The organism is Sphingomonas faeni (genome assembly GCF_040407565.1).
Lineage (GTDB): Bacteria > Pseudomonadota > Alphaproteobacteria > Sphingomonadales > Sphingomonadaceae > Sphingomonas > Sphingomonas faeni_F.
This window is the reverse complement of the sequence record NZ_JAPZPR010000001.1, coordinates 786,956-809,622: the sequence shown is the minus strand read 5'-3', so window position 1 is coordinate 809,622 and position 22,667 is coordinate 786,956. Positions and strand designations below refer to the sequence as shown.

The window sequence follows — 22,667 nt, the reverse complement described above, 5'->3', positions numbered from 1 at the left end:
GACCGCCGCTGTCATCGGGCGCAGTCGAGGTTGTCGCACGCGCTTGCATGGACCGCGATTTATCTCAATAGGCACTCCAGCTTCTGGGGAATTGTCCATGCGCATCACGATGATCGGTTCTGGCTATGTCGGCCTTGTCTCCGGCGCATGCTTCTCTGATTTCGGCCACGACGTCGTATGCGTCGACAAAGACAGCGCGAAGATCGACGCACTGCGCGCCGGACGCATGCCGATTTTCGAGCCCGGCCTCGATCAACTGGTTGCTGCCAACGTGGCTGCCGGTCGCCTGACCTTTACGACCGACCTTGCCGGTGCTGCGGCGGACGCCGATGCGATCTTCATCGCGGTCGGCACGCCGTCACGCCGCGGCGATGGCCATGCCGATCTCAGCTACGTTTTTGCCGCGACCGAAGAGATTGCCGCAGCGATCACCGGCCCGACCGTCGTCGTCACTAAATCGACCGTGCCCGTCGGTACCGGCGACCGCGTCGAAGCGATCCTGCGCGAAAAGCGGCCCGATATCGACATCGCGGTTGTTTCGAACCCCGAATTCCTGCGCGAAGGCGCTGCTATCGGCGACTTCAAGCGACCCGACCGGATCGTCATCGGCACCGACGACGAACGGGCGATGCAGGTGATGCGCAACGTGTATCGGCCGCTGTACCTCAACGAATCGCCGATCCTGTTCGTCGGACGTCGCACGAGCGAGTTGATTAAGTACGCCGCCAACGCGTTTCTCGCGACCAAGATCACCTTCATCAACGAGATTGCGGATCTGTGCGAGGCGGTCGGAGCAGACGTGCAGGACGTGAGTCGCGGGATTGGCCTCGATAACCGCATCGGCAAGAAATTCCTCCATGCCGGACCAGGCTATGGCGGCTCATGCTTCCCGAAGGATACGCTGGCTCTGCTGAAGACCGCGGAGGACTACCAGTCGCCGATCCATATAGTCGAGGCGGTGGTAAAGGTGAACGACAGCCGCAAGCGTGCGATGGGCCGTAAGGTGATCGAAGCACTCGGCGACGAGCCACGCGGCAAGACGGTCGCCCTGCTTGGCCTCACGTTCAAGCCGAATACCGACGACATGCGCGACGCCCCTAGCCTCGCGATCGCCACCGCGCTTGCCGACGCGGGCGTCGCCGTACGTGCCTATGATCCCGAAGGCATGGACGCGGCGCGCGCGCTGATGCCGGACATCACCTATTGCGCGGATGCCTATGATGCCGCGGACAACGTCGATGCCGTCGTCATCGTGACTGAATGGGATGCCTTCCGCGCGCTCGATTTCGATCGGTTGAAGGCGTCGATGGCGGCGTGCCGGATCATCGATCTGCGGAACATCTACCGCCGCGACGACGTCGAACGGCGCGGCTTCGCCTATACCGCCGTGGGCCGCTAACCAGGCGGCGGCCGGTCACATCTGCGTGCATCGATGAAGATCGCACGCGATCGGTCGCTGGGCGACGCTCTACCAAGCCGAGCCAAATGCCGCCTTGGAGCTTTCCCCAAACGGAACGGCCCACCGACGACGATTTGATCGATCGACGATGAGCCGCATTTCAGGCACCTTCGGGGTGCCTTACCGTCTCAAGAAGTGGCGCGTTCGTCGCCGGCAATCTTGTGCATGAACGGCTTCACGCTCAGCCCGTTGGCTTCGATGAAGTTGATGTAGTTCTGTGCCCGCTCCTGCCGGAAGGCATCGTATGCCGCGCCATCGAACGGGAAGAGTGTCTTCAATACCGCTCTGGTCAGCGGAACGCCGTTCAATTTCTCGTGCGGGATGTAGGGAACGCCGGTCTGGCTGCACAATTCCTCGGTCCGTGAGTCGATCGTAACCACGACCCCCATCTTACCGGCCTGGATCGCCAGCTGCGTACCATGATAGCGCGGCCCTATCGTCAGGTCGTACCGCCGGAGCGAATCCATCCATGCCGGTACGTCGTAGAACGACCGCGCATAGTTGTTGCACCATGCCAGGAACTCATCGTGCGTGTAATGCGGCACCAGATGCTTGTGGATCTTGGTCAGGTTCGCTGGTTCGATCTCATCGAAGGCGCCGCGCGAAATGCGGATCATGTCGCCCATCGACTGAACCACATACTGGCCGAGGCAAGCCGGATCCATCATCATCGCGATGAGCTGCTGCTCGATCGTGCGGACCTTCGCCCAAGACTGGTGCCCGCCAGCGACCGAGATGGCGCGTGGAATCTTGATCGTATTCCAGGCCTTCTGGATCGTACGGCCAAGATTCGCCGATTGAGCGATGAAATGGGACGGGCACCCACCGACGACGCTGTCCTCGATCCCGAAACGCGCGAGCTGGCGCGACGTGTACGGTCCGCGCGTGTAGATGTTCGAACCGCTACCGCCCCGGCGGGCATTGATCGCGTTCACCCAGGCGAGTGTACCGTCGGCGACTTCCACATCCGCTTCGAAACTGTCGGCCTGGGCGCCCAGACCGATGGCAACGACGGGCTTCTCGACCTTCTCGAAGATCTTGGCCAAGCCCGACAATTCGGTGTGTTTGCCGAACTGGTTTGCGCACGGAATGACGACGGCATCGTATTTGTTCAGTACGTCTGGCGAGGTATGCCACGGCAGGTACTTTACATTACCTTCCAGTTGCGATGCAATCGAGTACACGAAAGCAAGATTGCCGTTGTTATGGCCGATGCCCTTGAACAGGGTATCGAACGCCTTGTTCGAATATATTCCCAGACTTTCGGTCGCCCAGAGAAGTGCAATTTTCTTTACCATTTTACCCCCGTCATCCGATTCACCTCGCGAGGAGAATCTACGTTTATCGTTCGATCGATACCGCACACGAACAAAGATCCCGATCCGTCGCAAAGTCGACTGAGAGATCGGTCTCGATTATTACATTCTGTGCGGGATGCCGTTCGCCTCATGAATAAACTTCATCTTCTCATACCGCAAAGGGTATAATTTGTTGAACGCATCGAACGAAACCGAATCGATCATCTCCTGTGCGGTCATCCTTGCGGCGTCCGCCAGTTTGAGCGTCGGGATGGCGTGCGTATCGGCAAGTTCCTGGCTGCGCGAATCGTAAGCGATCAAAGCCGCGGGCACCCCGTTGGCCAACGCCGGCAGCACCCCGTGGACGCGCATGCCGATCGCAAAGTCCTTTGAGCGAATGAATCGATCGTAATCGGCAACCTTCAAGAAGAAGAAATGCCGGTTCATGTATATATCGCGCATCTGATCGCGATTATCGTCCGAGAACCAGCCACTCTCGGCAAACGCCTGCTCGGCTCGCTCGATCCGGGCTGCATCCTTGAAGAAAAATGCTTTCTCTTCTTGCTCGCCATGGCTGGTGAACGTGATCGCATAGCGATCATCGGCACTGACCAGCAAATTGCGTTGCATCGAAAGATACCCCGCGACATCAGACGTGTACGTCGAGCTCACCTCGCGCCGCAACGATACCGCGATGTTCTCGATCGGGCTGCGCGGCTTGATCTGCAGATTGGGGTTGCGGGTCCTGAAGATCGATGGGCATCCGCAAATCTCGACGTTCTTGATACCATTATGATAGAAGACTTCAGCCGAAAACGTTCCACGCACTCCGATCAGATTGGAGCTTGCCGCGACGGTCTGCCAAAATCGAAGATTTTCCGCATTCAGCAAGTACGGCCTGTCGTCCGCCGACTGCCCTCCGACCCCGGTGCAGTAGACCGGAATCTTGATCTTCTCGATAATCTCGGCCGCGCGGTGGAAATTCGCCCCGTTGTGAACGAAGTTCGACGCGCGAACGATCGCGAAATCATATCCCTTGTAGCGCTCGATATCCGCGTCGGTCGGATTGACGATCTCCATCGCATCGACCTCGGCATAGTCGATCAGCTTCAGAGTGGAATCGAAGACCACCATATCGCCGATGTTGAAATATCGATCCAGCAACTGGTCATGAGTATTGTGATACCATTCGACATTGTCGTGATCCACGACGCGCCCAGCCGGCGAAATCACAAGAATGCGGGGTTTACGCGACGTCATCGAAGATCCTAACAGGTTGGCCCTGACATATCGACTGCAGGGACTGGAGCGGCCTTCCGGCGCTTGATGCCGCGCTTCGGTGAATCCTCATCCTGGACCGCCACAGTTACACGATCGGACCAACGAGGCAACGCGTCTTGAGTTCGCACGTGCAAGATCACAACGCGATGCCCCTGATTCTAGGTTCAACCGCCTCGGCAGCAGCAATGGCGAACCGCTACATCGTCGCGAGGCCCGCCAGCTCACCCTCATGCCAGAGGCCCGCTTACGGTCAAGCGACTGTGATCCATACGGCTTCCTCGACACTCAGAAGGGTATCTTCCGGCCAATGCCGAACGACTACCGGTTGACGCCTTAAAGGCTACCCGACGGATAACACAACGGTTTTCGCGCAGATTTTGTTACAACACCTCAATCTTTGTGGATGTGTTCAGATCAGTTGGGATATTAGACTTCGTCCGCAGGTATTAACGACGCTTTTAGAAAAGCTTCCAGCCGAGAGGTCGAGTCATTTAGTGAAATGAGACTTTCTCGTTAACCAGAATGGTTGGATTTGTAACTTTATTACTACCCTTTCCGGGTTGATTGTTGCACTGCACAGGAGTAAATTAATTGTCATTCGACACCGCTGGTTGATGCGGTCAATGTCCATATCGACGGTGGGGGCAAGTCATGATTCGGGGCGCAATAGATTTTTTCGACGGTGAACGCGTTGGCGGGTGGGTCCACTCGGACGTTGCCGACGTCCGCGAGCGCACCGTTCTCGCATTCGTTGATGGTGAGTGCGTCGGCGGCGGCCGGATCGAGGTTTTCCGGCAGGATCTGGCGGATGCCGGACTCGGCGACGGCGTGTTGGGCTTCAGCTTCGGGGTTACTTTGCCCGAAGACGTTGCGCCAGGTCGTACGATCGTCAAGCTGGAAGGCAGTGATTTCGTCCTGTTGCAATCGCGTAGCGACGTCGTCGACCGCGAAACCGGGAAAGCCGGCGTCCGCCCCGCGCGTATCGACCTTACAGTTGAATCCGTAAGCTGGATGTCCCAGCAGGGATGGCTGGACGAATACCAGGCGGATTGCCTGGGGCGGATCGTCTCAATCGGAATGTATGAGAGTTCGCTTCGGACCAGCCAACTCGATTTCGCGGATCCCGCAGTCGAGGCCAAGGGCATTCTCGAACTCTACCATCAGCGGCCATTGGAGATTGCATCGCGTGAGGTGCCGCTTGCCGATCTCGCGGGCATCAGTGCCGAGCTGGCTGCCGATGGCGTGTATGGGCCGATCGCATTTCATACCGAAGGGGGTGTCATGCAGTTCGTCGAAGGCTCGCACACCGACGACGCGCCAACGGCCGATTTTGCTGGAGCGATCCGTCATCTCCTTCGTCCGGAACGCTTGATCGTTATCGATCCTCTCTCGACGTTTGCCTGCACGGGCGATCAAACGGCGCGAATTTTCTTGCCAGCATCGTGACCTCGATCTCTGGAAACGCTGGTCAATGATCGGCGTCACCTGAACTAAGCGCGGACCGCCATGCGTCGAAGACATCCGGACCGGTTTCCATAGGGCAACGGCCCTACGGAAACCGGGACTGGACCCGGGACCGTAAGGCTAGGATCAACCGGCCGGCTCGCCGCAATTCGGGCCGCAGGCAGCAACCATCATACACGAGACGTTCTGGTTGGAACGAAGACGTCGCGCGCGCCCGTTAGGCCGGAATTTCGTCCGGGGCCAACTGCGCGCTAAAAATCGCACTATAGCGCCGGGCCATGTCCGACGGGCTCAGGACGATCGGCAGATTGCCCTGTAAGCGCTGGTATAGCGCTGGATCGGCCCCATCGACGATCTTTGCGGCCAGATCGAACGCGTCGTTACGCGCGAAATGTAGTCCGGTTTCGTTGTCCACGACCTTCTCGGCCATGCCGCCGATACCCGTGCAGATGACCGGCCTGCGTGCCTCGAAAGCCTCCTGGATGACCACCGGCGAGTTTTCCCACCACGTGCTTGGCGCCAGCACATAGTCGCACGCGCCCATCAAACGGCCGACGATGACGTTGTCGTAGGCGCCCGCGTAGCTGAGAAAGGGGTAGTCCTCGATCGCCTGCTTGAACTTGGCAATAAAATCGTCGGACTGCCCGATAAAGTTGCCGTGCACGACGATCCGAATTCGCTCCCGGACGTCCTTGTCCTTCGCCAACACGGCGCAAGCATCGAGGATCGTGTCGATCCCCTTGAACGGGTTGATCTGTCCGAAAAATCCGTATTTCCAGATTTTCGGCCCCCCGGTCAGCGGCGGCGGCGAAACCGCCTCGCGCTTCACGATGCCGTTCTCGATGACATGCATCTTCTCGATCGGCACGCCCCATTCGACGAACCGCTTGGCAAGAAAATGACTTGGCGACACGAACGATCCGACATTGGCCAAGGCATCGGCAAACGAACGCTGGCGCAGCGCGAACTGCTGTCGAGTTCGATCGGGGAAACAGGCGTTGCACGACCGCGGACTGGCCCGTTCGCACAGCAACCGATCGGACCGCGTGATCATCTGTCCGTGATTGTGACAGATCGCGAGGAATTCGTGGATCGTCAGCACCGTTTCCACGCCCATATCCGCAAGGTCATGGAAGATACCCACCCCGGTGTGCAGGAAATGATGCGCGTTCAGCAGGTCGATCCGTTCATGCGCGACGATCGTCGCCAGCTGTCGACGAATGTCTGCGCCCGCAAGATGGTAAAAATCATCGTACATCTGCGAATCGTAGAAGATCGCGAACTCGCCATCGTCGAGTTCCAGCCGGCCGCGCTGGGTATCGGCGCAGCACACGATCAGCGTGACGTCGATGCCGAGTTCGCGAAGGCCCACGAACAAGGTGTAGGTCGCGATCTCCGCCCCACCCTTGCTGAGCGACGGGTGACTATGGCTGAGCAGGGCGATCCGCTTACCGCGCAGGGCCTCGACGCTCGTATCGATCAAGACATTATCCATGGGATTTGACGATGACCTCGTTGATGCGGGCGACGAACGCCGGTTCGCTCAATTCGCCCAGCGCAAAGGCTCCGCCGCGAAGGATTTCCACATCCACGTCCGCTGGCAACGGTGCCGTCGCCCATCCGCCGAGGATCGCCGGAAGCCTGTCGGCGAGTTGGCGCCATGCAGCGACCGGACAGGAGAAAGCGTTGAGACCGATCGCTTTCCCCGTCGACGCATCGCGGGTCGGATCGACGATCTCGAACACCGTGATCTTATCGGCCGAGCGGCTCCCGGATACGTCTACGCCTGCCTCGCCCTCATCCGCGTCGCTCTTGATCGTATCGCTATCGGCTTCGACGCGTCCCGCCGCTGCCCAGCCAATTTCGGTGAGAAGCACCCACTCCGATACGAACGTGAAATACTCGATCTCGAGCTCGGCGATGACGGGGTCGATACCGTAGCACCCGATATTGTTCTCGCTGACGAACATCAGCGCGCAGGGCCGCGAGATATCGACACGGAGTTCGTGGAACAGGTTGATCACGACCGCGCGGTCCTGATTGGCGCGAGCGAGGATGACGATGCCCATGCCCTCGGCAAGATGGCGCGCATTGAGCCGCGCGCGTTCGAACATCAGGCTGATTTCCGCACGCACCGCTGGCGCGACCAGAATGACTGCCGCCTGCATCGCATCCGCCGCGAACGTCGTGACGCTAGCCGCGCGTCGTTTGGCTTCGGTCGCGGCATGATAGGCGAAGTCCGCGAAGAACGGCTCTGCGTGCACGGCCGGATAATAAAGGCTCACGCGATCGAGCGGCGCGGTACCGCCGAGCACGCGCATACGGTCGGGACCGATTGCGACATTGGTCGAGGTCCCGTCGTTCCATACGGCCTTCAACGTCACCGTATGCGCGCGGTGGAGGTCGAATTCCCCGCGAAAAACGGCGACATAGCCCGCTCGGGAAATCGCGCGATCGGCGCCAGGATAGATTGTTGCGAGATCGTCGCGCGGCCGCCATGTCATCGTCTGCTGGCTGGCGACCGTGATCTTGTCGACCACTTTGAGCATGAGCGCGACGCACTCCTTAGTCGGGCTGAGCGCCCACCCCATGACGAATGCGCCGAAGCCAGGCATGATCGCCACTTCGTCCACGGCCAACAGATCGGACGACAGGTCGGATGAGGTCGGCACCCAGGTGTCGACAGTGAGAAACATCTCGCGAAGAAAGGTTGGATACCCGCTGACGGCGCCGTCGAGGACCGGCCGTATGACCTGTGCGATGTCGGCTTTGGGGCGGATCGGGGTCGGCGTCAGGCAATCCAGATACCGCCCCGATCCGTCCGTCAGGAAAAAATAGGGACGGGATTGGATCGATGGACGCCATTCGGTCAGCAGGATGCCGATGAACGCATGGGCACCTGCCGGAAGATCGGGACGCGGCGCGAACGTGAAGGCCATGCCACCCGCGAACTTGGCATTGTCGAGGATGACGATCGGTCGATCGACCGCCAGATCGTCGTTCATCCAGCCCGTGACCCACATGAAGCCGGCGTCGTCGATCGCGATGCTCTCGACGAAGCCGATGCTGCGCGCCGGTGATGGCCGAAGCGGCTGTCCGAACGCCCCCGATGCGGCCGTCATCTGGTGCGACAGACGGTCGACCAGCGCCAGTCGATCCGCGGCAGAGCGTCCCGAGCCGGAAAGGCGGACGATTTCCAACGTTCGGAGCGGCGCCAGCAGATCCAGCGGACGATCGTACCCGCGGACACGAACCGTCAGTTCGCCCGTCAGATTCCGTTTGGCCGCATCACGGATCGCGTCGCGGCATTCCGTCGCGAAGCGGTATCCGGGTGCAGCGCTAACGTTGAGCGACTCCGCGACATCGTTGCGGGGTTCACCGGTTTCGGTCTCGGCTAGCAATGCGCCGCCGGCCCACAGCTCAACCGTCAAGACGCGCCCTGGATCATTCAGATCGACCGCCCAGCCGGCAATGCTGATATTCTCGTTCAGCTGCTCGACTTTTCCCGCAAGGCCGTCGACCCGCTCGCCGTTATCGGCCTGCCCCATTTTTGCTTCCCGGCATGTACAATGTCTGTTCAACAGACGGAATATCGCAGCTTGTCAATCGACGCCCCGCGTCGGGAAAGTATTTTCCTTACGCTTTGCGAGCCGGTCATACCGGTTCGTCGCACATCGTCTTTGAGGACGTTCTAAAAAGCCCCCTCCCGATCCTTGGGAGTACAAACAGGACATCGCAGCGTTTCCGATGCGATGTCCAGATGCAAAATGCCAGATCCGAAGAGGGTCGTCAAAGATACCAGTCGCCTTTCCGCGCGCCGGGTGCAAGATCGATCAGATCCCGTCGCATCTTGGGATGAAACGCAGGGTCGTTTTGCAGCCAACCCTGCCAACGACTCAAGAACAAGGCTACTTGTTCGCCAGGCGGTATCGTTTCGGCACGCGACGCTTTCTCCGAATGGGTCATTTCCGCGAACGGCGTATAAACGATTCGATAGCCGGCCGCCCGGATCTTCAAACACAGATCTACGTCGTTGAACTCCAGACTGAAGATCTCGTCGAACCCATCGACGGCCTCCAGCACGCTGCGGCGCGTCGCGAAGACGGCGCCTGTCAGCATCGACCATTCGCGCTGCGTAGCCGCCCAGTCCTGATAGGTCTTCGCGCCCGCTCGGCGACCAAGCCAGGCATGAACGCTCGTCCCCATGATGCCGCCGACCATGCCGGCATGCTGGATCGTTCCGTCGTCGTAGAGCAGGCGCGCACCGACCCCGCCGACGCCGCCATCCACCGCGAACGACACCAACGCCCGCAGCCAGGCATCGTCGAGCGCGACTACGTCGTCGTTCATCAGGACGACGATCTCGCTGTCTGCGGCTCGCCACAGTCGGTTCATCTTCGCACTATAGTTAAACGGCGTGCCCGGCACCCGCGCCGTATCGATGTGCCGCAGCGTGAACGGCCAATCGATTCCGGCCCAGTCGGGCATACCCTCGCCATCGTCCCCTACGAGCACGGTCAGCCGGTCGAGCGGCCAATCCACCGTCGCGACACTACGCAAGAAGCGCTCGATGAACGTATCGTCGCTGCCCGGAACCCGGGTTCGCTGCGTCGGAACGCAAAGCGTTATCGCGGGGTATTCATCGGCCCATATTCGCGAGAGTTGCAGCGTCTCCGGCGTCCGACCAGGTTCGAACGTATAGCCGGCATAAAGCGGCGAGCGCTCCAGCAGCACCTGACGCGACGTTAGCGAGGCCGTTGGCCGGATCTCGGTATGGATGACGAGTATCTCCGGAATCCGTGCGACGGACAGACCTTGCTCCAGGGCGCGCAGCACGAGATCGAACAGGCAGGCATCGCCCGCGTGCGGATCGAGACCACCGAGCGCATGCAGCGCCGAACCACGGATGAACACCGGTGCGCCGATATAATCCTGCGCCGCGAACAGCGTCTTGTCGAACTCCGGCTTCAACCGGATCTGATCAAGAATCGTCGGCGCGTCGAGCAGGACGTCGTCGGCATAGAAGATCGCCACGTCGGGACGTACTTCAGCGTGTCGCGCCAGAATACGGTGCGTGAGCGGGTGAATCCGCGCATCTTCCGGAACCAGCATCAGCCAGGCATCGGGATCGTCCGTTACCCGGCTCAATTCATCGAACGTGGCTGGTTCGAGCGTTCCGCTGGCCAGTGGCATGATCGCGAGCGAGTCACCAAACGCGGCGTGATCCAGCACGATGCCGCGATCCTCCCCGCCATCGATCCGCGGGGGCGATCGCCGAATCGGCTTGTCCTCGCCGATCACGGCATCGAAACTCGTGCCGATGGCAGCGCTCACAGTGGCGAATGACAGCGCCTGCTCGACCCGCGCACGTGCGGCATCACCCATCGACCTGTCGCCGCCGTCGATCGCGGACGCTGCGTCGAACAGCGCATCACTCATTGCGCCTTCGTCGATCCGCGCCCAGGTGCCACCCTTGGTATAGTGACCATAGTCCTCCTCGAGCGTCCAGGCGTGGGCGCGGACCGGAAAGCCGCAGGTCTCGTCGAGAAACTGTCGCGTTCCACTGAAATCGGTCGCGACGGCGGATTTGCCTGCCGCCATCGCCTCTGCGACCGTGAGCCCGAAGCCTTCGGAACAATGCGGTGAGGCGTAGATGTCGGCGACCTGCAACAAGTCCTGCAATTCGCCTGAGGTCAACGACCGGTCGATCAGGACGACGCCGGGCGTACTGAGCGCCAGCGTCGTGAACGCAGCCCCTTCCTCAGGACGATCCATCAGATGCTTGGTCTTGAGAACCAGCCTCCATCCCGAAGCAGCGAGCATGCTGTTGGCGAATGCCCGGACAAGAGCGGCGGGGTTCTTGCGAACGAGGTAGCTCGACCCATCGAACACGTAGAGGATAATCCGATCCTCTGGCGACAGTCCCAGCCCTTCTGTCACGCGAACGCGATCGACCACTGCGTCATCCGATCGGTCGACCGGAACGGCATGGGGAACGATGTCGACCGGGGCCTCGTCCTGCGCCTCGAACAATTCGGCGCAATAGCCGCTCGGCGCCCAGATTCGATCGACAGATGAGAACTCGCGGCGCCAGAATGGCGGCAGGTGATCCATCTCCCATACCCAATAACCGATCCGCTTTCCCGCCGCGCGAACGCCGCGAAGCTGGTCGGGCGTGAGCAGGTGCCAGGAATCCGGATTGAGATGGACGATCGCGATGTCCGCCGGACCGTCGAAATCGACGATATCGTGCGGCGGCACCAACGGCTTGTGGATGTGAAACGGTCGCTTGATCGGATGCAGATTCAGCCGCACCCCGGTCTGCCGGATGGCGGCGATGATGCCGCGGCTCGCCGAACCCAGACCGTTGTCGTAGTTCCATGGCCCATAGAACGCGACCTTGTACGGCTTGGCGGGCTTCGGCGTATCCTCGCCATTCGACAGCGCGGGCTTTGCCAATAGGGAGAAGCCCTCGCGTGCCGGCCCCTCATCGGTGCCGTAGCGCATCGTCTCGTCCAGCAGGTCCAGATCGAACCCGGCAAGACGCAGCGACTTCCTGATCTTGCGTGTGTCGATCGCCGGAAAGCCGCCGCGCAGGAGCAGCAGTTTGACGAACGGGTAGTTCGCGGCAATCAGACGCCGCCACGCGAACAGCGTCGGATTTCGCCCCTCTTCGACGGGAAACAGCACGTCCACCTCGAACCCTGATTCGCGTACCCGCTTGGCGAGCGGCACTTCATAGGTGTCGATGATACTGTCCTTGCTCGGCAGGACGCGGATGTCGTTGACGAAGAACTGGAACGCGTACGAGGCAAGCAGTGGACGCTTGAACGCCATGAAATAGCTCTGGATGTGCCAGCCGCGCTCCAACGTCTGGGTTAGGCCGACCAGATCGCCGCGGCTCGCGCGGACCCGCTCGATCATCGTCGCGAACGATGCCTCGTCACGCGGACCGAACACGCTGTCGTTGACGATGTAGAGCGTTTCCGCACCGTATAGCGCCGGCACGATATGCAGCGCGTGGGCCCATGCTCCGAAATCATAGCCGCGATTGTCGCGGACGATCGCGCAATCCAGCAGGTCCAGCAGCGCATCGTCGAGCAGCACCGGACGATCGGTATTGACGACGAGCGTGACCGCAATCCCGGCGGCTTTGAACATGCCGATGTAGCGCGGTAAAAACGGCTGGAGCATACCGGTGGCGGCATACGCCACTAGCAGCGCGTGCTCGCCTGGTTGCCACAGCAACGGCTTGGCGACGACGTAGCGGGCCGTCGTGACGCGGTCGTCTTCAGCCGTTTCGCTGTCCCGATGGTCCGGGACTGTGATCGTTACCGGCGAGCCGCTCAGTGCGTCGCCTGTCGAACGGAGCCGGGCGTCGGCCTGGATCGTGACGCCCGCCAGATCCTCGGCATCGATGAAGATGCTGAACCCGGCGAGGCTCGTGCCATAGCCCGCGGCAGCGACGTCGGGACGCTCACGGTGCGCAACCGCGCTGCCGATCACGCGTCCCCCGCGCATGACCAGTTCGACCTCGGCCGGCCCCGCGCCTGCCGCCGGCTCGATCGCCCAGCCGCGAACTTCTCCGCCGATCACCAGATCGACCGAACCAACGAACGGTCCGGCCGGGCGTACTACTTCGACCGCAGTTCCCGATGGGGGCGTTGCGCGCGGCAGAACCGAGCCGTCCGCGGCGATAGCCTCCATCTCTCGGCGAGCGGCCGCATTGCCATCCACGGCATGGCTGCGGCCATAATATTCGGCGGCTTCGGCGAGGTGCAGCCGCGACTTCATCAGGTGCCCGAGATTGAGCAGAAGATCCGCATTGGCGCCGTCGAGCGCCTCTGCCGCACGATAGGCGCGCTCTGCTGCAAGCGGATCGCCCGCTTCCTTGTGCGCGTGACCGAGTTGCACCCAAATTGCGAAATCATTCGGCCGCGCATCGAGATAGCTCTGATACGATGCCGCTGCCTGGCTCCACTGACCGCGATCGCGCGCCGCATCGCCGTCGTCCCGATTGCGCGAGATCGGCGCGTCGTGTTCCGCGGCCGGCATTAATGCCGCGCGCGCTTTGCCTATCAGACCCTTAGCCACCGTTCCCGCATTCCTTCGTAACCGACACCGCCCAAACGCCAGCGATGCCTAGTGAATTCCCGATCACGTGTTAATACCGCACCCGGATCATAGTCGGGGGTCGGGTGCCCACAACCGCGCATCCTGCTCGACCTTCCGCGTCGGCGTCCACGGCGCCGCGGTGGCGCTGCAATCGAGATGCTGCAAGACCATGCGGATCGACGGCTCACGCAGTCCATCGAACGGCTCGCCGCCCGGTGCCCAATACGGGCTCACGCCTGGATCCTGCGCCAGGGACGATCCCCATCGTAGGTGAAGGTCCCGGCGCTCGGACTCGTCCCATGCCACATCGGCCTTGGTCTCGTTCTGGCCGCGCGTGGCAGATTCGTGATGGATCGCCTCGATCGACGGGAGATACAGGATGCGAAGCCCCTGCTCGCGCAGCTTCAGGCAGAAATCCACGTCGCTGTGCGCCACGCACAACGTGTTCGCGTCGAAGCCGCCGACCGCGTCGAACCGGTCGCGCCGCACCGCCAGGAACGCTCCGGTCGCTGCAGCGATGGCGCGCGGCGTGATCAATCGGTCCCCGGGACCCGGATCCAGCCGCTCGCATCCCCGGCCTTCATGCTCGGGTTCACCCCTTGCCAGGCCGAAGACCATCCCGCCGTGCTGCACGCGGGTATCCGGATACAGCAGTCGCACCCCGACCGCGCCGATCTCGTCACGCGCGAGCGTGCTCAGCAGAATGTCGTCCCAGTCCTGGGTGAGCATTTCGATATCGTCGTTTGCAAAGACCAGTATGGCCCCGTCGGTCGCGGCGGCGCCTTGGTTCGAGGCCAGCGACCAGTTGAACGCGGCATCCATGGGGAACACCCGAATGGCGCCTTCAGCCGCATAACGCTCGAGCAACCGGGCCTGTTCGGGGCTGTCGCTGCGATTGTCGACGACGAGGATGTCCAGCCGATCGGCTGCCCGCGCGCGTGATCGCAGCGTCTCGACCGCGCGCGCCAGCAGGACCGGCTGGTTGCGCGTCGGTATGATAATTGCGATCCGCTGCTCACTCCCCTCAAGCGCGCGCGCCGGCTGCGACGGGTTGATCGCGCGCGGGCGCGTCGACGCCACACCGTGCCGCCCGGCGATCCCGTCGTCTTCGTCCGGCCTTCCGCCCCGGGCGGCGATCGGCAGGTCGAGATTGGTCGCCAGCAACCGCGCGACATGCGCGACGGGCCCGTCCAGCGAACAACGCTTCATCACTGCACGCCGGATCGCATCCCCATCCCGCCGTTCGGTTATCTCCCGGTCAAACAGCGCAATATCGGCAATCACGAGCGCAGGCGCATCGACGCGTGCGAAATAGTCGGGATCGTAGATGCCCGGCAGCCAGGGGTCGGCACGGACCAGCCCCTGCTCCGCATCGACCACGCCGTGATCGTGATCCGCAAAGATCGCCCGCGCTTCGGTCCGGTCGCCGGCAAAGACGAGCCAGGCGACCGCTTCGGCATCGAGGACAGTCCCAGCTGTCAGGCTGACGACCCGGCTCGCCCGCTGGTCGGGCGATTTGACCCTCGCCGGGCTGATGGCGTCATCAAAGGTTTCGGCGAAGCGGATCCGAACATCCGTGTCCGCAAAGCTTGCGACTGGATGCCTGCGAACCGCATCGGGGCTTAGGACCACAGCTTGCCAGTCCTGCACGGACTGGTCCTGCACACTGCGCAACGTTTCGCGGATCAGGAACGGTGCGGCTGTGTATGCATCGATCACCACAATCACGTTGGCCGCGGATCGCAGCGGACCGGGCGGCGGACGAATCGGAATATCCCGCCGAAACCGGTCGTACGCCGCTAGCGGATATGCCGACCCGGACGCCCATCCCCGGATCGCATCTTCGCTGGCGGCGATCGCCCGCGTGACCCCCATCAGCTTCTGCCACATCGCCGTCGATCGCGTCGCGCTTTCGGGCAACGCCTGTCGCCCGCCGAGATGTTCGATTTCGCCCCGGGCGGCGTCGGATTCAGGGTCCAATTCCAGCGCCGTCGTATAAGCCGACACTGCATCGTCGTTTCGTCCTTGAACCTTCAGGACATGCCCGAGCTGCAGATACGCGTCCGCGTCGCCCGGCCGGATCGCCAACGATCGCCGATACGCGATTTCAGCCTCGCGCAGATTGCCCGTTTCCTTCGCCGCGTGGCCGAACTGGACCCAGATTCCTGCGGCGTCGGGCCGTTGCGCCAGAAAACCACGATAGGCCCGCAAAGCCTCGGCCCAGTCGCTTTTATCGCGCGCCGCATCGGCGGCTGACAGGAGGGCGTCCGCCGATGCGGTGACCGCAGCGGGTTCGGCGATCTCCGGGATCGCCGGCATCGCTTCGGATACGGTGCCGCGACGCCGCCAGTTCTTCACGGATGATCCTCCCGAGTGCCTGGCGTCGGGATGGCAGGACGTACCGCCGATGGCAACGTGCATCAACCAGCCGATTACGGGTGACGAAATGCCATGGGCGCTTTACCAGACACGCATGAACGAAACGACGACCGACGCGCAGGATGGGGCCGAACACCCGATTGTTCTTGACCCCTTCGCCTTCTGGCCGGCATCCGCCAGCAAGATAAGTGGTTTGGGCGGAATCGAAATCGATCCGGATCCGGCATATGTGTTCCATACGCACTATGCCGAGGTCGGCCCCGGCCAGGTGCGGTGTACGCTCCGTTTCGAGAACATGATCGCCAGCTTCGGCACCATCGTCCTGCGTATCAATGCGCTGGGCATGGAGTCAGGTGCGCGCGCCGAGACGATCAAGACATGGTCGGTAGCGCTCCGCGAAATCGCCGCGGCGGACGGCGAGATCGCAACGACGTTCGACGCTGCCCCCGGCACGCGCTACGCCGTTCTCGGCCATGCGTACGGCGAGACGAAGAGCGCCGCGACCAAGCTGGATCTGACGTTGCAAACGATTCAGGGCTCGAAGATATTCGAGGAACAACTCGCCGACGCCCGGAAATCGGTGTTCGGACGTCGTCTGTTCAGACGCGCAAACCGGATGATCTCGGAAGATTCGGCGACGCTTACCGATCCCGTATCGCAGACCTGCACGTCCATGCAGTTCGAAGAGCCCGCGTATGGCAATTGGCTGACGCGTCTTCATCTGCCCATGCACAAGCATCGCAAGCAGTGGGAATTCATCTACATTCTTCAAACGCTCGAGCGCTATGGCATGCTGAAGCCCGGCGCGCGGGGCGTCGGCTTCGGGGTAGGCATCGAACCTCTGCCGGCTGCGATGGCGGCAATGGGCGTGGATGTCCTGGCGTCCGATCTCGGCAATGACGATGCGCGCGCGCGGGACTGGAGTGTTTCGAACCAGCACGCCGCCAGCGTCGAACAACTACGCTATCCTGCGATCTGCGGGGACGAGGCATTCGAGCGGCATGTCAAATTCCGCCCCGTCGACATGAACAGTATAGACGACGACCTGCGCGAATTCGATTTCACGTGGTCGTCATGTTCGCTGGAACATCTCGGTTCGATCGAAGCGGGTCTTGCGTTCATCCGCAATTCGATCGGATGCCTGAAAAAAGGGGGTCTGGCTGTTCACACCACCGAACTCAACCTGACCTCGAACGACGACACCATCGACAACGAGGGCACCGTGCTGTTCCGCCGGCGCGATATCGAACGGCTCGCAGTCGACCTCGCCTCACGTGGCCACCTCGTCGCCCAGATCAAATACGATCTCGGCAACACCCAGCATGACGATTACGTCGACGTGCCACCCTATTCGAACGACAATCATCTGAAGCTGGCACTCGGCAAGTACGTTACCACGTCGTTCGGAATCATCGTCCGCCGGGGCGACCGCTAGCCGCGTCGGAGACGGTGCGGACCACGTCGAGCACGATATCGATATGGTCGCTCCAGAACGTGGGCGACCATCCCAGCAGCCGATCGAACTGACGCGCACGCGCCGACGAGTCCGACCGGGCATAGTCGGCGATCATGTCGTACCAGCCGAGGCCGTCGATCGGGTCGAGATATTCCGGCACGTCGCCGCCGACTTCGCGGAGCGACTGCAGATCGCTGGCGATCACCGGAACGCCCGCTGCCAGCGCCTCGGCGACCGGCATGCCATAGCCTTCCGCGAACGATGGCAACAGCATCGCCCGCGCTCCGCTCAACAGTTCCGCGAGCTTGCGATCGGACATATCCGCCTCCTCGACTACGTGCCCGCTCAACACCGTGCTCCGCTCGAGAATATCGATCACATTCTCGTTTTCCCATCCCCGTCGACCGACCATAACCAGCTTTGGCGCCCCTTCCCCGAACCGTTCGACCAGACGGCGCCAGACGTTCAGCAGCAGAAGATGATTCTTGCGTGGCTCGATCGTTCCCACGCAGACGAAATAGGGTCGATCTGCAGATACGTTACTGTTGACGGGAGGGACATCCGACCATTCGCATCCGAGATGGGCGGTTCGGATCGCTCGACCTGGCCGGTCCTTGAGATGCGGCAACAACGCCGCGATTGTCGCGGCACTGTTGCCGATGATGCCATCAGCCAGTTCGGAAATTGTCTCCACGCGTCGGGCATGCTCGGTTGCACCGTTGGGGCGCGCAAATTCAGGGTGCGTCAACGGGATGACATCGTGCACGAGGTTGACGAAGTGCGCGTGTTCGGATTTCAGGATCTGCCGGACGAACGCCGTCTTTTCCAGATGATGCGGTGACGCCTGAACATAGACGCGATTGGCGGAAAGCGGCGGGACCGCGCGTGGACGCAATGCGAAGAGATGACGGATCGCTGCCGCCTTGATCGCCTGGGGATCGGCTATGTCCCGATTTTGCCATTTTGCTTGCGTGAAGGCGAGGAACTGTCGGACCGACGCGGTATCCAGCCTGCCATAATAGCCGCCGGCCGGATGCACCGCGGCGAAGCACAGGCGGTCAGGCACACGCGCTAAAAGCTCGAGCGCATAGCTGAACTCGACCCGGTCAATTCCGGTAGGCGTGGTGTGATATGCGCGGCCCAGCAGACGCGACAGGTCGAGAATGATCTGTGCATCCTGGACGACCGCGTTCCGCCTTCTCCGCGGAAGGAAGGAGCGGCTGAAGAACATCTGTGCCGGTGCACGAAAGGGCTTCAACGCCAATGCGCCACCTGCATCACATTGCTTGCCGGAAGCTTCGGGGCCTCGATCAGACGCGGGATCGCGTTGTCGACGAGCATCGCCAGCCCCTCTTCACTGAGAAAGCCGCCACGAATCAGGCAGCGATCGATCAGGACGCGACGAACGGCCTGCCACAACGCCGCGTCGGGCGCCGGCGGTGCGTTCCAGAATGCCTCCAGCGCGCCGCGATGCGCGACGCCCTCGACGTCGTAGACCGCAGCGCCAAGCACGGCCACGGGCACGCCGGAGTTGAGCGCCAGCGTTCCGACGGTACTGTTGACCATGACGGCGCCCCGCGCACCGTCAATCATCTCGCCGATGTCTCCATCGGGTAGATAGGATACGCGATCCTGAACGCCGTAGCGCCGCGCCAGCGCGTGCGTGTATCGCCCCCATCCGACAAGGCCGGGATCGAGCGGATGCCGCTTGACCAGCAGGTGCACATCCGCAGGCGCCGCCTGCGCAAAGCTCTTGATGATGAACCGCAGCGCGGCGTGCATGTCGTTGAAGGGCGAATGGACGCGGATCTGATAATCCGAATTCAGTTGCAGCGGGACGATGAAATACGGATGCTCCTTCACCGCCGCCCATACGCGCGCGCACTGCCTCCGCTCGCGACCGCGCACGATGCTTCGCATCAGCCACCCCAGTGCTTCGAGCCATGCGGACTCAGGCCGATGATTCTGGTAGAAGGGATAGAGCGGGTACAGCAAAGCCGTGGCGACCAGATGGCGAACCGTCTCGCGCGCGCGACGCTTGAAGCTCGATGGAACCGACACGAACGGTGCGACCGCCGGCAGTCGGGCCGCTTCCGCGCGGTACCAGATCGGATCGCGCGGCAACGACGAATGCCCGTTCACGCCACCCTCTTCGAGCGTCACGAAGTCGGGACGGATATAGCCTTCCTCGACGACATGGACGCGCAGCCCGCGCAGCTTGGCCATGCCGTGGGCGGATGAATGATGCGGCCTGCAGTCGCCGAACAGCACGATATCGGTGATGTCGCGGCTGACGACGAAATCGTCAAAGAAGGTCGGCCAGTTGTGAAGCGTGCCGTGATACTGCGTCGCGACGCCGGGCCAGTCGCGCCGGTCGCCACCGTTCAGGTTGATCCGAAAAACTGGATGGCCGCGCGCAGCGAGCGCGCCGCCCAGGCGCGCGAAATACGGTCCGTGTGGCCCCTGCAGGAACAGGAAACAACGCGTCGAGGAAGAGGATGCGGCGCTCAAAGATCGCCTCCACGCGCCAGGACCAACCTGCGCCGCACGGCCCCGAGGATGGCCCGAAATACCGTCAACAGGGTTTTCCCCGGCACGGGGGACGCCGCCATCCGCGCGACGAGCGTTTCGACGGTGCACGGCAACATCGTCACCGGATCGAGATAGCGAGGGGCCTTGATCAAGGCCCCTGCGACAAGTTCGTTGACCGTCAGCGTGCGGTGACGCCGTGCCGGAACCGGCCCAAGGTCGCGGGTCAGTCCCCATCCGGCATAGAAAGGCGTACCGTGGACGACAACGTCACGGTCGCGCAGAATCGCCTCGAACCCCGTAAGGGACGATATGACGTGAACGCAATCGACGCGTTCGACGAGCCCGAGCAGCGAGCCGCCGGCGTCGACATGATCGACCACGCCGTTCAATCGCACCTCGTCGACATGACCGCGCCGGTGGCCCGCCATGACATCGGGATGCGGTCGATAGACGATGAACGCGTTCGGCTCGCACTGTCGGACCCGGCGTAAGAATTCGATGTTGCTGCGAATGCCGCCGCCGCCGAGCAGGATCGACCGATCATCCTCCACCTGCCCGACTGCAAGCACAGATCTGCGTTCCGTCGGGAACCTCGTCTGCACCTGCCCCCTGTCGACGCCATATTTTCCAATCCGCTCGGTAACAAGCCGCTCTCGCAGCTCTTGCGCCCGCGCCGTCATCTTATCGTCATAAACTTCGGACGCCAGTATCCATTCAAGTTCGCTTGAGTTTTCAGGGTCATAATGGATCCCACCGGTCGGATCTGCGATGATCGAGAATGGTGGGTGACATTCTGCGCCCAAGCCTGTCGACCGGACGAAACCGTCTTCGATCTGCCAGAGGGCGACACCGTTTCGACGCGCGGCAGCGAGCATCGTTTCCGCGGTCCGAGAGGGCCAATAAGCCAAAGCCCGGCCTATGCTTCTCGCTCGTTCCAGCGCATCGTTATTACCGAGGTTAACGGGACTACTCGTACCGTCCCAGAGAAAACGTGCAATATGATCGCGCTTCCACACCGCCATACCCGTGGTCGCACATGCTCCGCGATTGATGTCGAGAGTTCTGCGCCATTCCTCCAGAACAGCGATGACGTCCGCAATATCGGCAGTCTCGCCGGTGAACGGATTGCGATACGTAGCGGATTCTACCCGGTCGATCGCCGTTTTCCTGAGACGATCGACGGAGATCGAACATCCTGTTGTGTCGATAACGACCTTGCCCGACAGCCACGCGACGATCGCAAGATCGTCGTCGGCGTCCGCTAGAACGGGGCCTTCTCTCTCCATTATCGACCAGGGATCGAAATCCGCCGCAACACGCCCGCCGCCATCGCCGGAGGCGGACGGTAGCCAGAATGCTCCCCCTACGCGCGCGACGCGAATGGCAGCGAATATCGCGTCATGATCCGTAACGACGGTCCTGTGCCCGGGACGCGACACCGCCGCCACGTCCGACGCAACCCAGGGGAAAGGCGGCGAGCGCAGGAAACAGCACGCTTCGCCCCGTTCTGCTCCGCCGCCGGAAACCCGACTATACAGCATGCTCACGAACGCCGGCCGCGATCAGCCAACCGATACCGTAGATCACCAGCAACGCCGCCAGCATAGTCAGCAACGACAGCGCGCGCTTGGGATATTGCGATTTGACCGGCATGTTCGCATCGACGACACGAACGACGTACAATTGCTGGCGTACCGCCTGCTGACGTGCCGCCTCATAGGCGGCACTCGCCGCATCGTAGCGTTTGGCCAGGAAGGACTGCTGCATGTTCAGCGCTTCGTAATTCCCCAGGCCAGCCGCGATCGTGTTGCCGCCACCAGCCAATTTACTCCTTTGCGCATTAACCTGCGCGCTCAGCGACCGCACCTGCTGTCGCAAAGCATCGGCCTGCGGGTTTCGGTTGCCGATGAGCTGGACGGTCGTCGCCAACTGCGACTGGGCCGCCGACAGGTCCTGGGTCAATTTCGAAACCAAGGTGATCTGCGCTTCGGCCGATCCGGTTGGGTTCACATCCCGTCCGATCTGGCGAAATGCAGTCAGCTTCTGCTGAAGGTCTTTCAGGTCACGCTCCGCCTCGTCGCGCTGATTGCGCGAGAGCGAAACAGCGTCCTGGTACGACCGTGTGTTCATTACATTGACGCGGTGTTCGCCGAGCGTCAGCAGCGCCCGCGTGATCTGGTATGCATCCTCGGGTCGGAACGCGCGGACCTTCAACGTCGTGATCGACGTCTCCTGATCGAAGTGCACGTCGACCTGCTTGCGATAATAGCGGAGCAGGTTCTCAGGGGTTGGATTGTCGCTCGGCAACCGGCTCAGGACGTCGGCTTCGGGGCGACGGAACCGCTCGACCAGATCCAGCTGGCGCCGCAGCGTCTGCACCACGTCATGCGACGTCAGATAATCGGATATGCTGGAGGCCTCGCCTTGCCCGCCGCCGCCGCTCATGCCGAGAAGCTGGCTTATGCCGCCGGACGAAGACGCGCCCGAGCCCTGCCCGCGGACGAGATAATGGGCCTCGGACTCATATTGGTCGGACGCAAACCCATAGAGATAGATGCCGACGACCAGCACCGGTGCGACGACGACCATCAGGAACCAGCGATTTCGCCGAAGCGCGCTTCGTACCTGTGCGGAAAACCGCGGGCGCATCGCCTCTTCGGTTTCGGAAGGGGTCATAAAACCG

Annotated in this window: 14 protein-coding genes; 3 read left to right on the top strand and 11 right to left on the bottom strand. The window is 61.9% G+C overall.

The window, feature by feature from the left end; all coding sequences use genetic code 11:
* Positions 1–97 precede the first annotated feature (97 nt).
* Complete coding sequence (locus O6Y00_RS03495) at positions 98–1,399, top strand: UDP-glucose dehydrogenase family protein (protein ID WP_353441214.1); 1,302 nt, start codon at positions 98–100, stop codon at positions 1,397–1,399.
* Between the two features lie 188 nt (positions 1,400–1,587).
* Here the strand turns inward: O6Y00_RS03495 and O6Y00_RS03490 are convergent, their stop codons facing one another.
* The 3 genes from O6Y00_RS03490 to O6Y00_RS03480 form a co-directional block, all read right to left on the bottom strand.
* Complete coding sequence (locus O6Y00_RS03490) at positions 1,588–2,823, bottom strand: polysaccharide pyruvyl transferase family protein (protein ID WP_353441213.1); 1,236 nt, start codon at positions 2,821–2,823, stop codon at positions 1,588–1,590.
* Between the two features lie 54 nt (positions 2,824–2,877).
* The gene (locus O6Y00_RS03485; RefSeq protein ID WP_353441212.1) at positions 2,878–4,017 is read right to left on the bottom strand and encodes a polysaccharide pyruvyl transferase family protein; all 1,140 of its coding nucleotides are present in this window, start codon (positions 4,015–4,017) and stop codon (positions 2,878–2,880) included.
* Between the two features lie 615 nt (positions 4,018–4,632).
* On the bottom strand, positions 4,633–4,962 hold the full coding sequence (locus O6Y00_RS03480) for a hypothetical protein (protein ID WP_353441211.1): 330 nt from the start codon (positions 4,960–4,962) through the stop codon (positions 4,633–4,635).
* On the opposite strand from O6Y00_RS03480, the gene O6Y00_RS03475 reads away from it, so the two are divergent.
* Positions 4,957–5,484 carry a hypothetical protein gene (locus O6Y00_RS03475; protein ID WP_353441210.1) on the top strand — a complete coding sequence of 176 codons (528 nt, stop codon included), beginning with the start codon at positions 4,957–4,959 and terminating at the stop codon, positions 5,482–5,484. The genes O6Y00_RS03480 and O6Y00_RS03475 overlap by 6 nt on opposite strands.
* Before the next feature lie 235 nt (positions 5,485–5,719).
* Here the strand turns inward: O6Y00_RS03475 and O6Y00_RS03470 are convergent, their stop codons facing one another.
* The 4 genes from O6Y00_RS03470 to O6Y00_RS03455 form a co-directional block, all read right to left on the bottom strand.
* On the bottom strand, positions 5,720–6,985 hold the full coding sequence (locus tag O6Y00_RS03470; RefSeq protein ID WP_353441209.1) for a glycosyltransferase family 4 protein: 1,266 nt from the start codon (positions 6,983–6,985) through the stop codon (positions 5,720–5,722).
* A gap of 4 nt (positions 6,986–6,989) precedes the next feature.
* Positions 6,990–9,050: a hypothetical protein gene (locus O6Y00_RS03465; protein WP_353441208.1), complete on the bottom strand. Its 2,061-nt coding sequence runs from the start codon at positions 9,048–9,050 to the stop codon at positions 6,990–6,992.
* A 241-nt stretch (positions 9,051–9,291) separates the two neighbouring features.
* Positions 9,292–13,596, bottom strand: coding sequence for a rhamnan synthesis F family protein (locus O6Y00_RS03460; RefSeq protein ID WP_353441207.1), 4,305 nt, complete (start codon positions 13,594–13,596; stop codon positions 9,292–9,294).
* 87 nt (positions 13,597–13,683) lie between these two features.
* Positions 13,684–15,975: a glycosyltransferase gene (locus tag O6Y00_RS03455; RefSeq protein ID WP_353441206.1), complete on the bottom strand. Its 2,292-nt coding sequence runs from the start codon at positions 15,973–15,975 to the stop codon at positions 13,684–13,686.
* Positions 15,976–16,090: 115 nt separating this feature from the next.
* Here O6Y00_RS03455 and O6Y00_RS03450 point away from each other — a divergent pair, with 115 nt between their 5' ends.
* Complete coding sequence (locus O6Y00_RS03450; RefSeq protein ID WP_353441205.1) at positions 16,091–17,431, top strand: hypothetical protein; 1,341 nt, start codon at positions 16,091–16,093, stop codon at positions 17,429–17,431.
* Here the strand turns inward: O6Y00_RS03450 and O6Y00_RS03445 are convergent.
* From O6Y00_RS03445 to O6Y00_RS03430, 4 genes are read right to left on the bottom strand one after another with little or no spacing between them, the layout of a single operon-like run.
* Entirely contained in the window at positions 17,406–18,716 is a 1,311-nt protein-coding gene (locus tag O6Y00_RS03445; RefSeq protein WP_435368575.1) for a glycosyltransferase family 4 protein, read from the bottom strand. The two genes, O6Y00_RS03450 and O6Y00_RS03445, sit on opposite strands and share 26 nt — an antisense overlap.
* Entirely contained in the window at positions 18,707–19,963 is a 1,257-nt protein-coding gene (locus O6Y00_RS03440; protein WP_353441203.1) for a capsule biosynthesis protein, read from the bottom strand. Before O6Y00_RS03440 ends, O6Y00_RS03445 begins: the two co-directional genes overlap by 10 nt.
* Positions 19,960–21,525 carry a capsular polysaccharide export protein, LipB/KpsS family gene (locus tag O6Y00_RS03435; protein WP_353441400.1) on the bottom strand — a complete coding sequence of 522 codons (1,566 nt, stop codon included), beginning with the start codon at positions 21,523–21,525 and terminating at the stop codon, positions 19,960–19,962. The genes O6Y00_RS03440 and O6Y00_RS03435 overlap by 4 nt, the downstream gene beginning before the upstream one ends.
* The gene (locus O6Y00_RS03430) at positions 21,515–22,660 is read right to left on the bottom strand and encodes a lipopolysaccharide biosynthesis protein (protein WP_353441202.1); all 1,146 of its coding nucleotides are present in this window, start codon (positions 22,658–22,660) and stop codon (positions 21,515–21,517) included. The genes O6Y00_RS03435 and O6Y00_RS03430 overlap by 11 nt, the downstream gene beginning before the upstream one ends.
* Positions 22,661–22,667: the final 7 nt, after the last annotated feature.

What these genes read in the sequence shown, in the direction of transcription:
- O6Y00_RS03495 (WP_353441214.1), top strand. Translation starts at nt 98, where the DNA reads ATGCGCATCACGATGATCGGTTCTGGCTATGTCGGCCTTGTCTCCGGC.
- O6Y00_RS03485 (WP_353441212.1), bottom strand. Translation starts at nt 4,017, where the DNA reads ATGACGTCGCGTAAACCCCGCATTCTTGTGATTTCGCCGGCTGGGCGC.
- O6Y00_RS03465 (WP_353441208.1), bottom strand. Translation starts at nt 9,050, where the DNA reads ATGGGGCAGGCCGATAACGGCGAGCGGGTCGACGGCCTTGCGGGAAAA.
- O6Y00_RS03450 (WP_353441205.1), top strand. Translation starts at nt 16,091, where the DNA reads ATGAACGAAACGACGACCGACGCGCAGGATGGGGCCGAACACCCGATT.
- O6Y00_RS03435 (WP_353441400.1), bottom strand. Translation starts at nt 21,525, where the DNA reads ATGCTGTATAGTCGGGTTTCCGGCGGCGGAGCAGAACGGGGCGAAGCG.
- O6Y00_RS03430 (WP_353441202.1), bottom strand. Translation starts at nt 22,660, where the DNA reads ATGACCCCTTCCGAAACCGAAGAGGCGATGCGCCCGCGGTTTTCCGCA.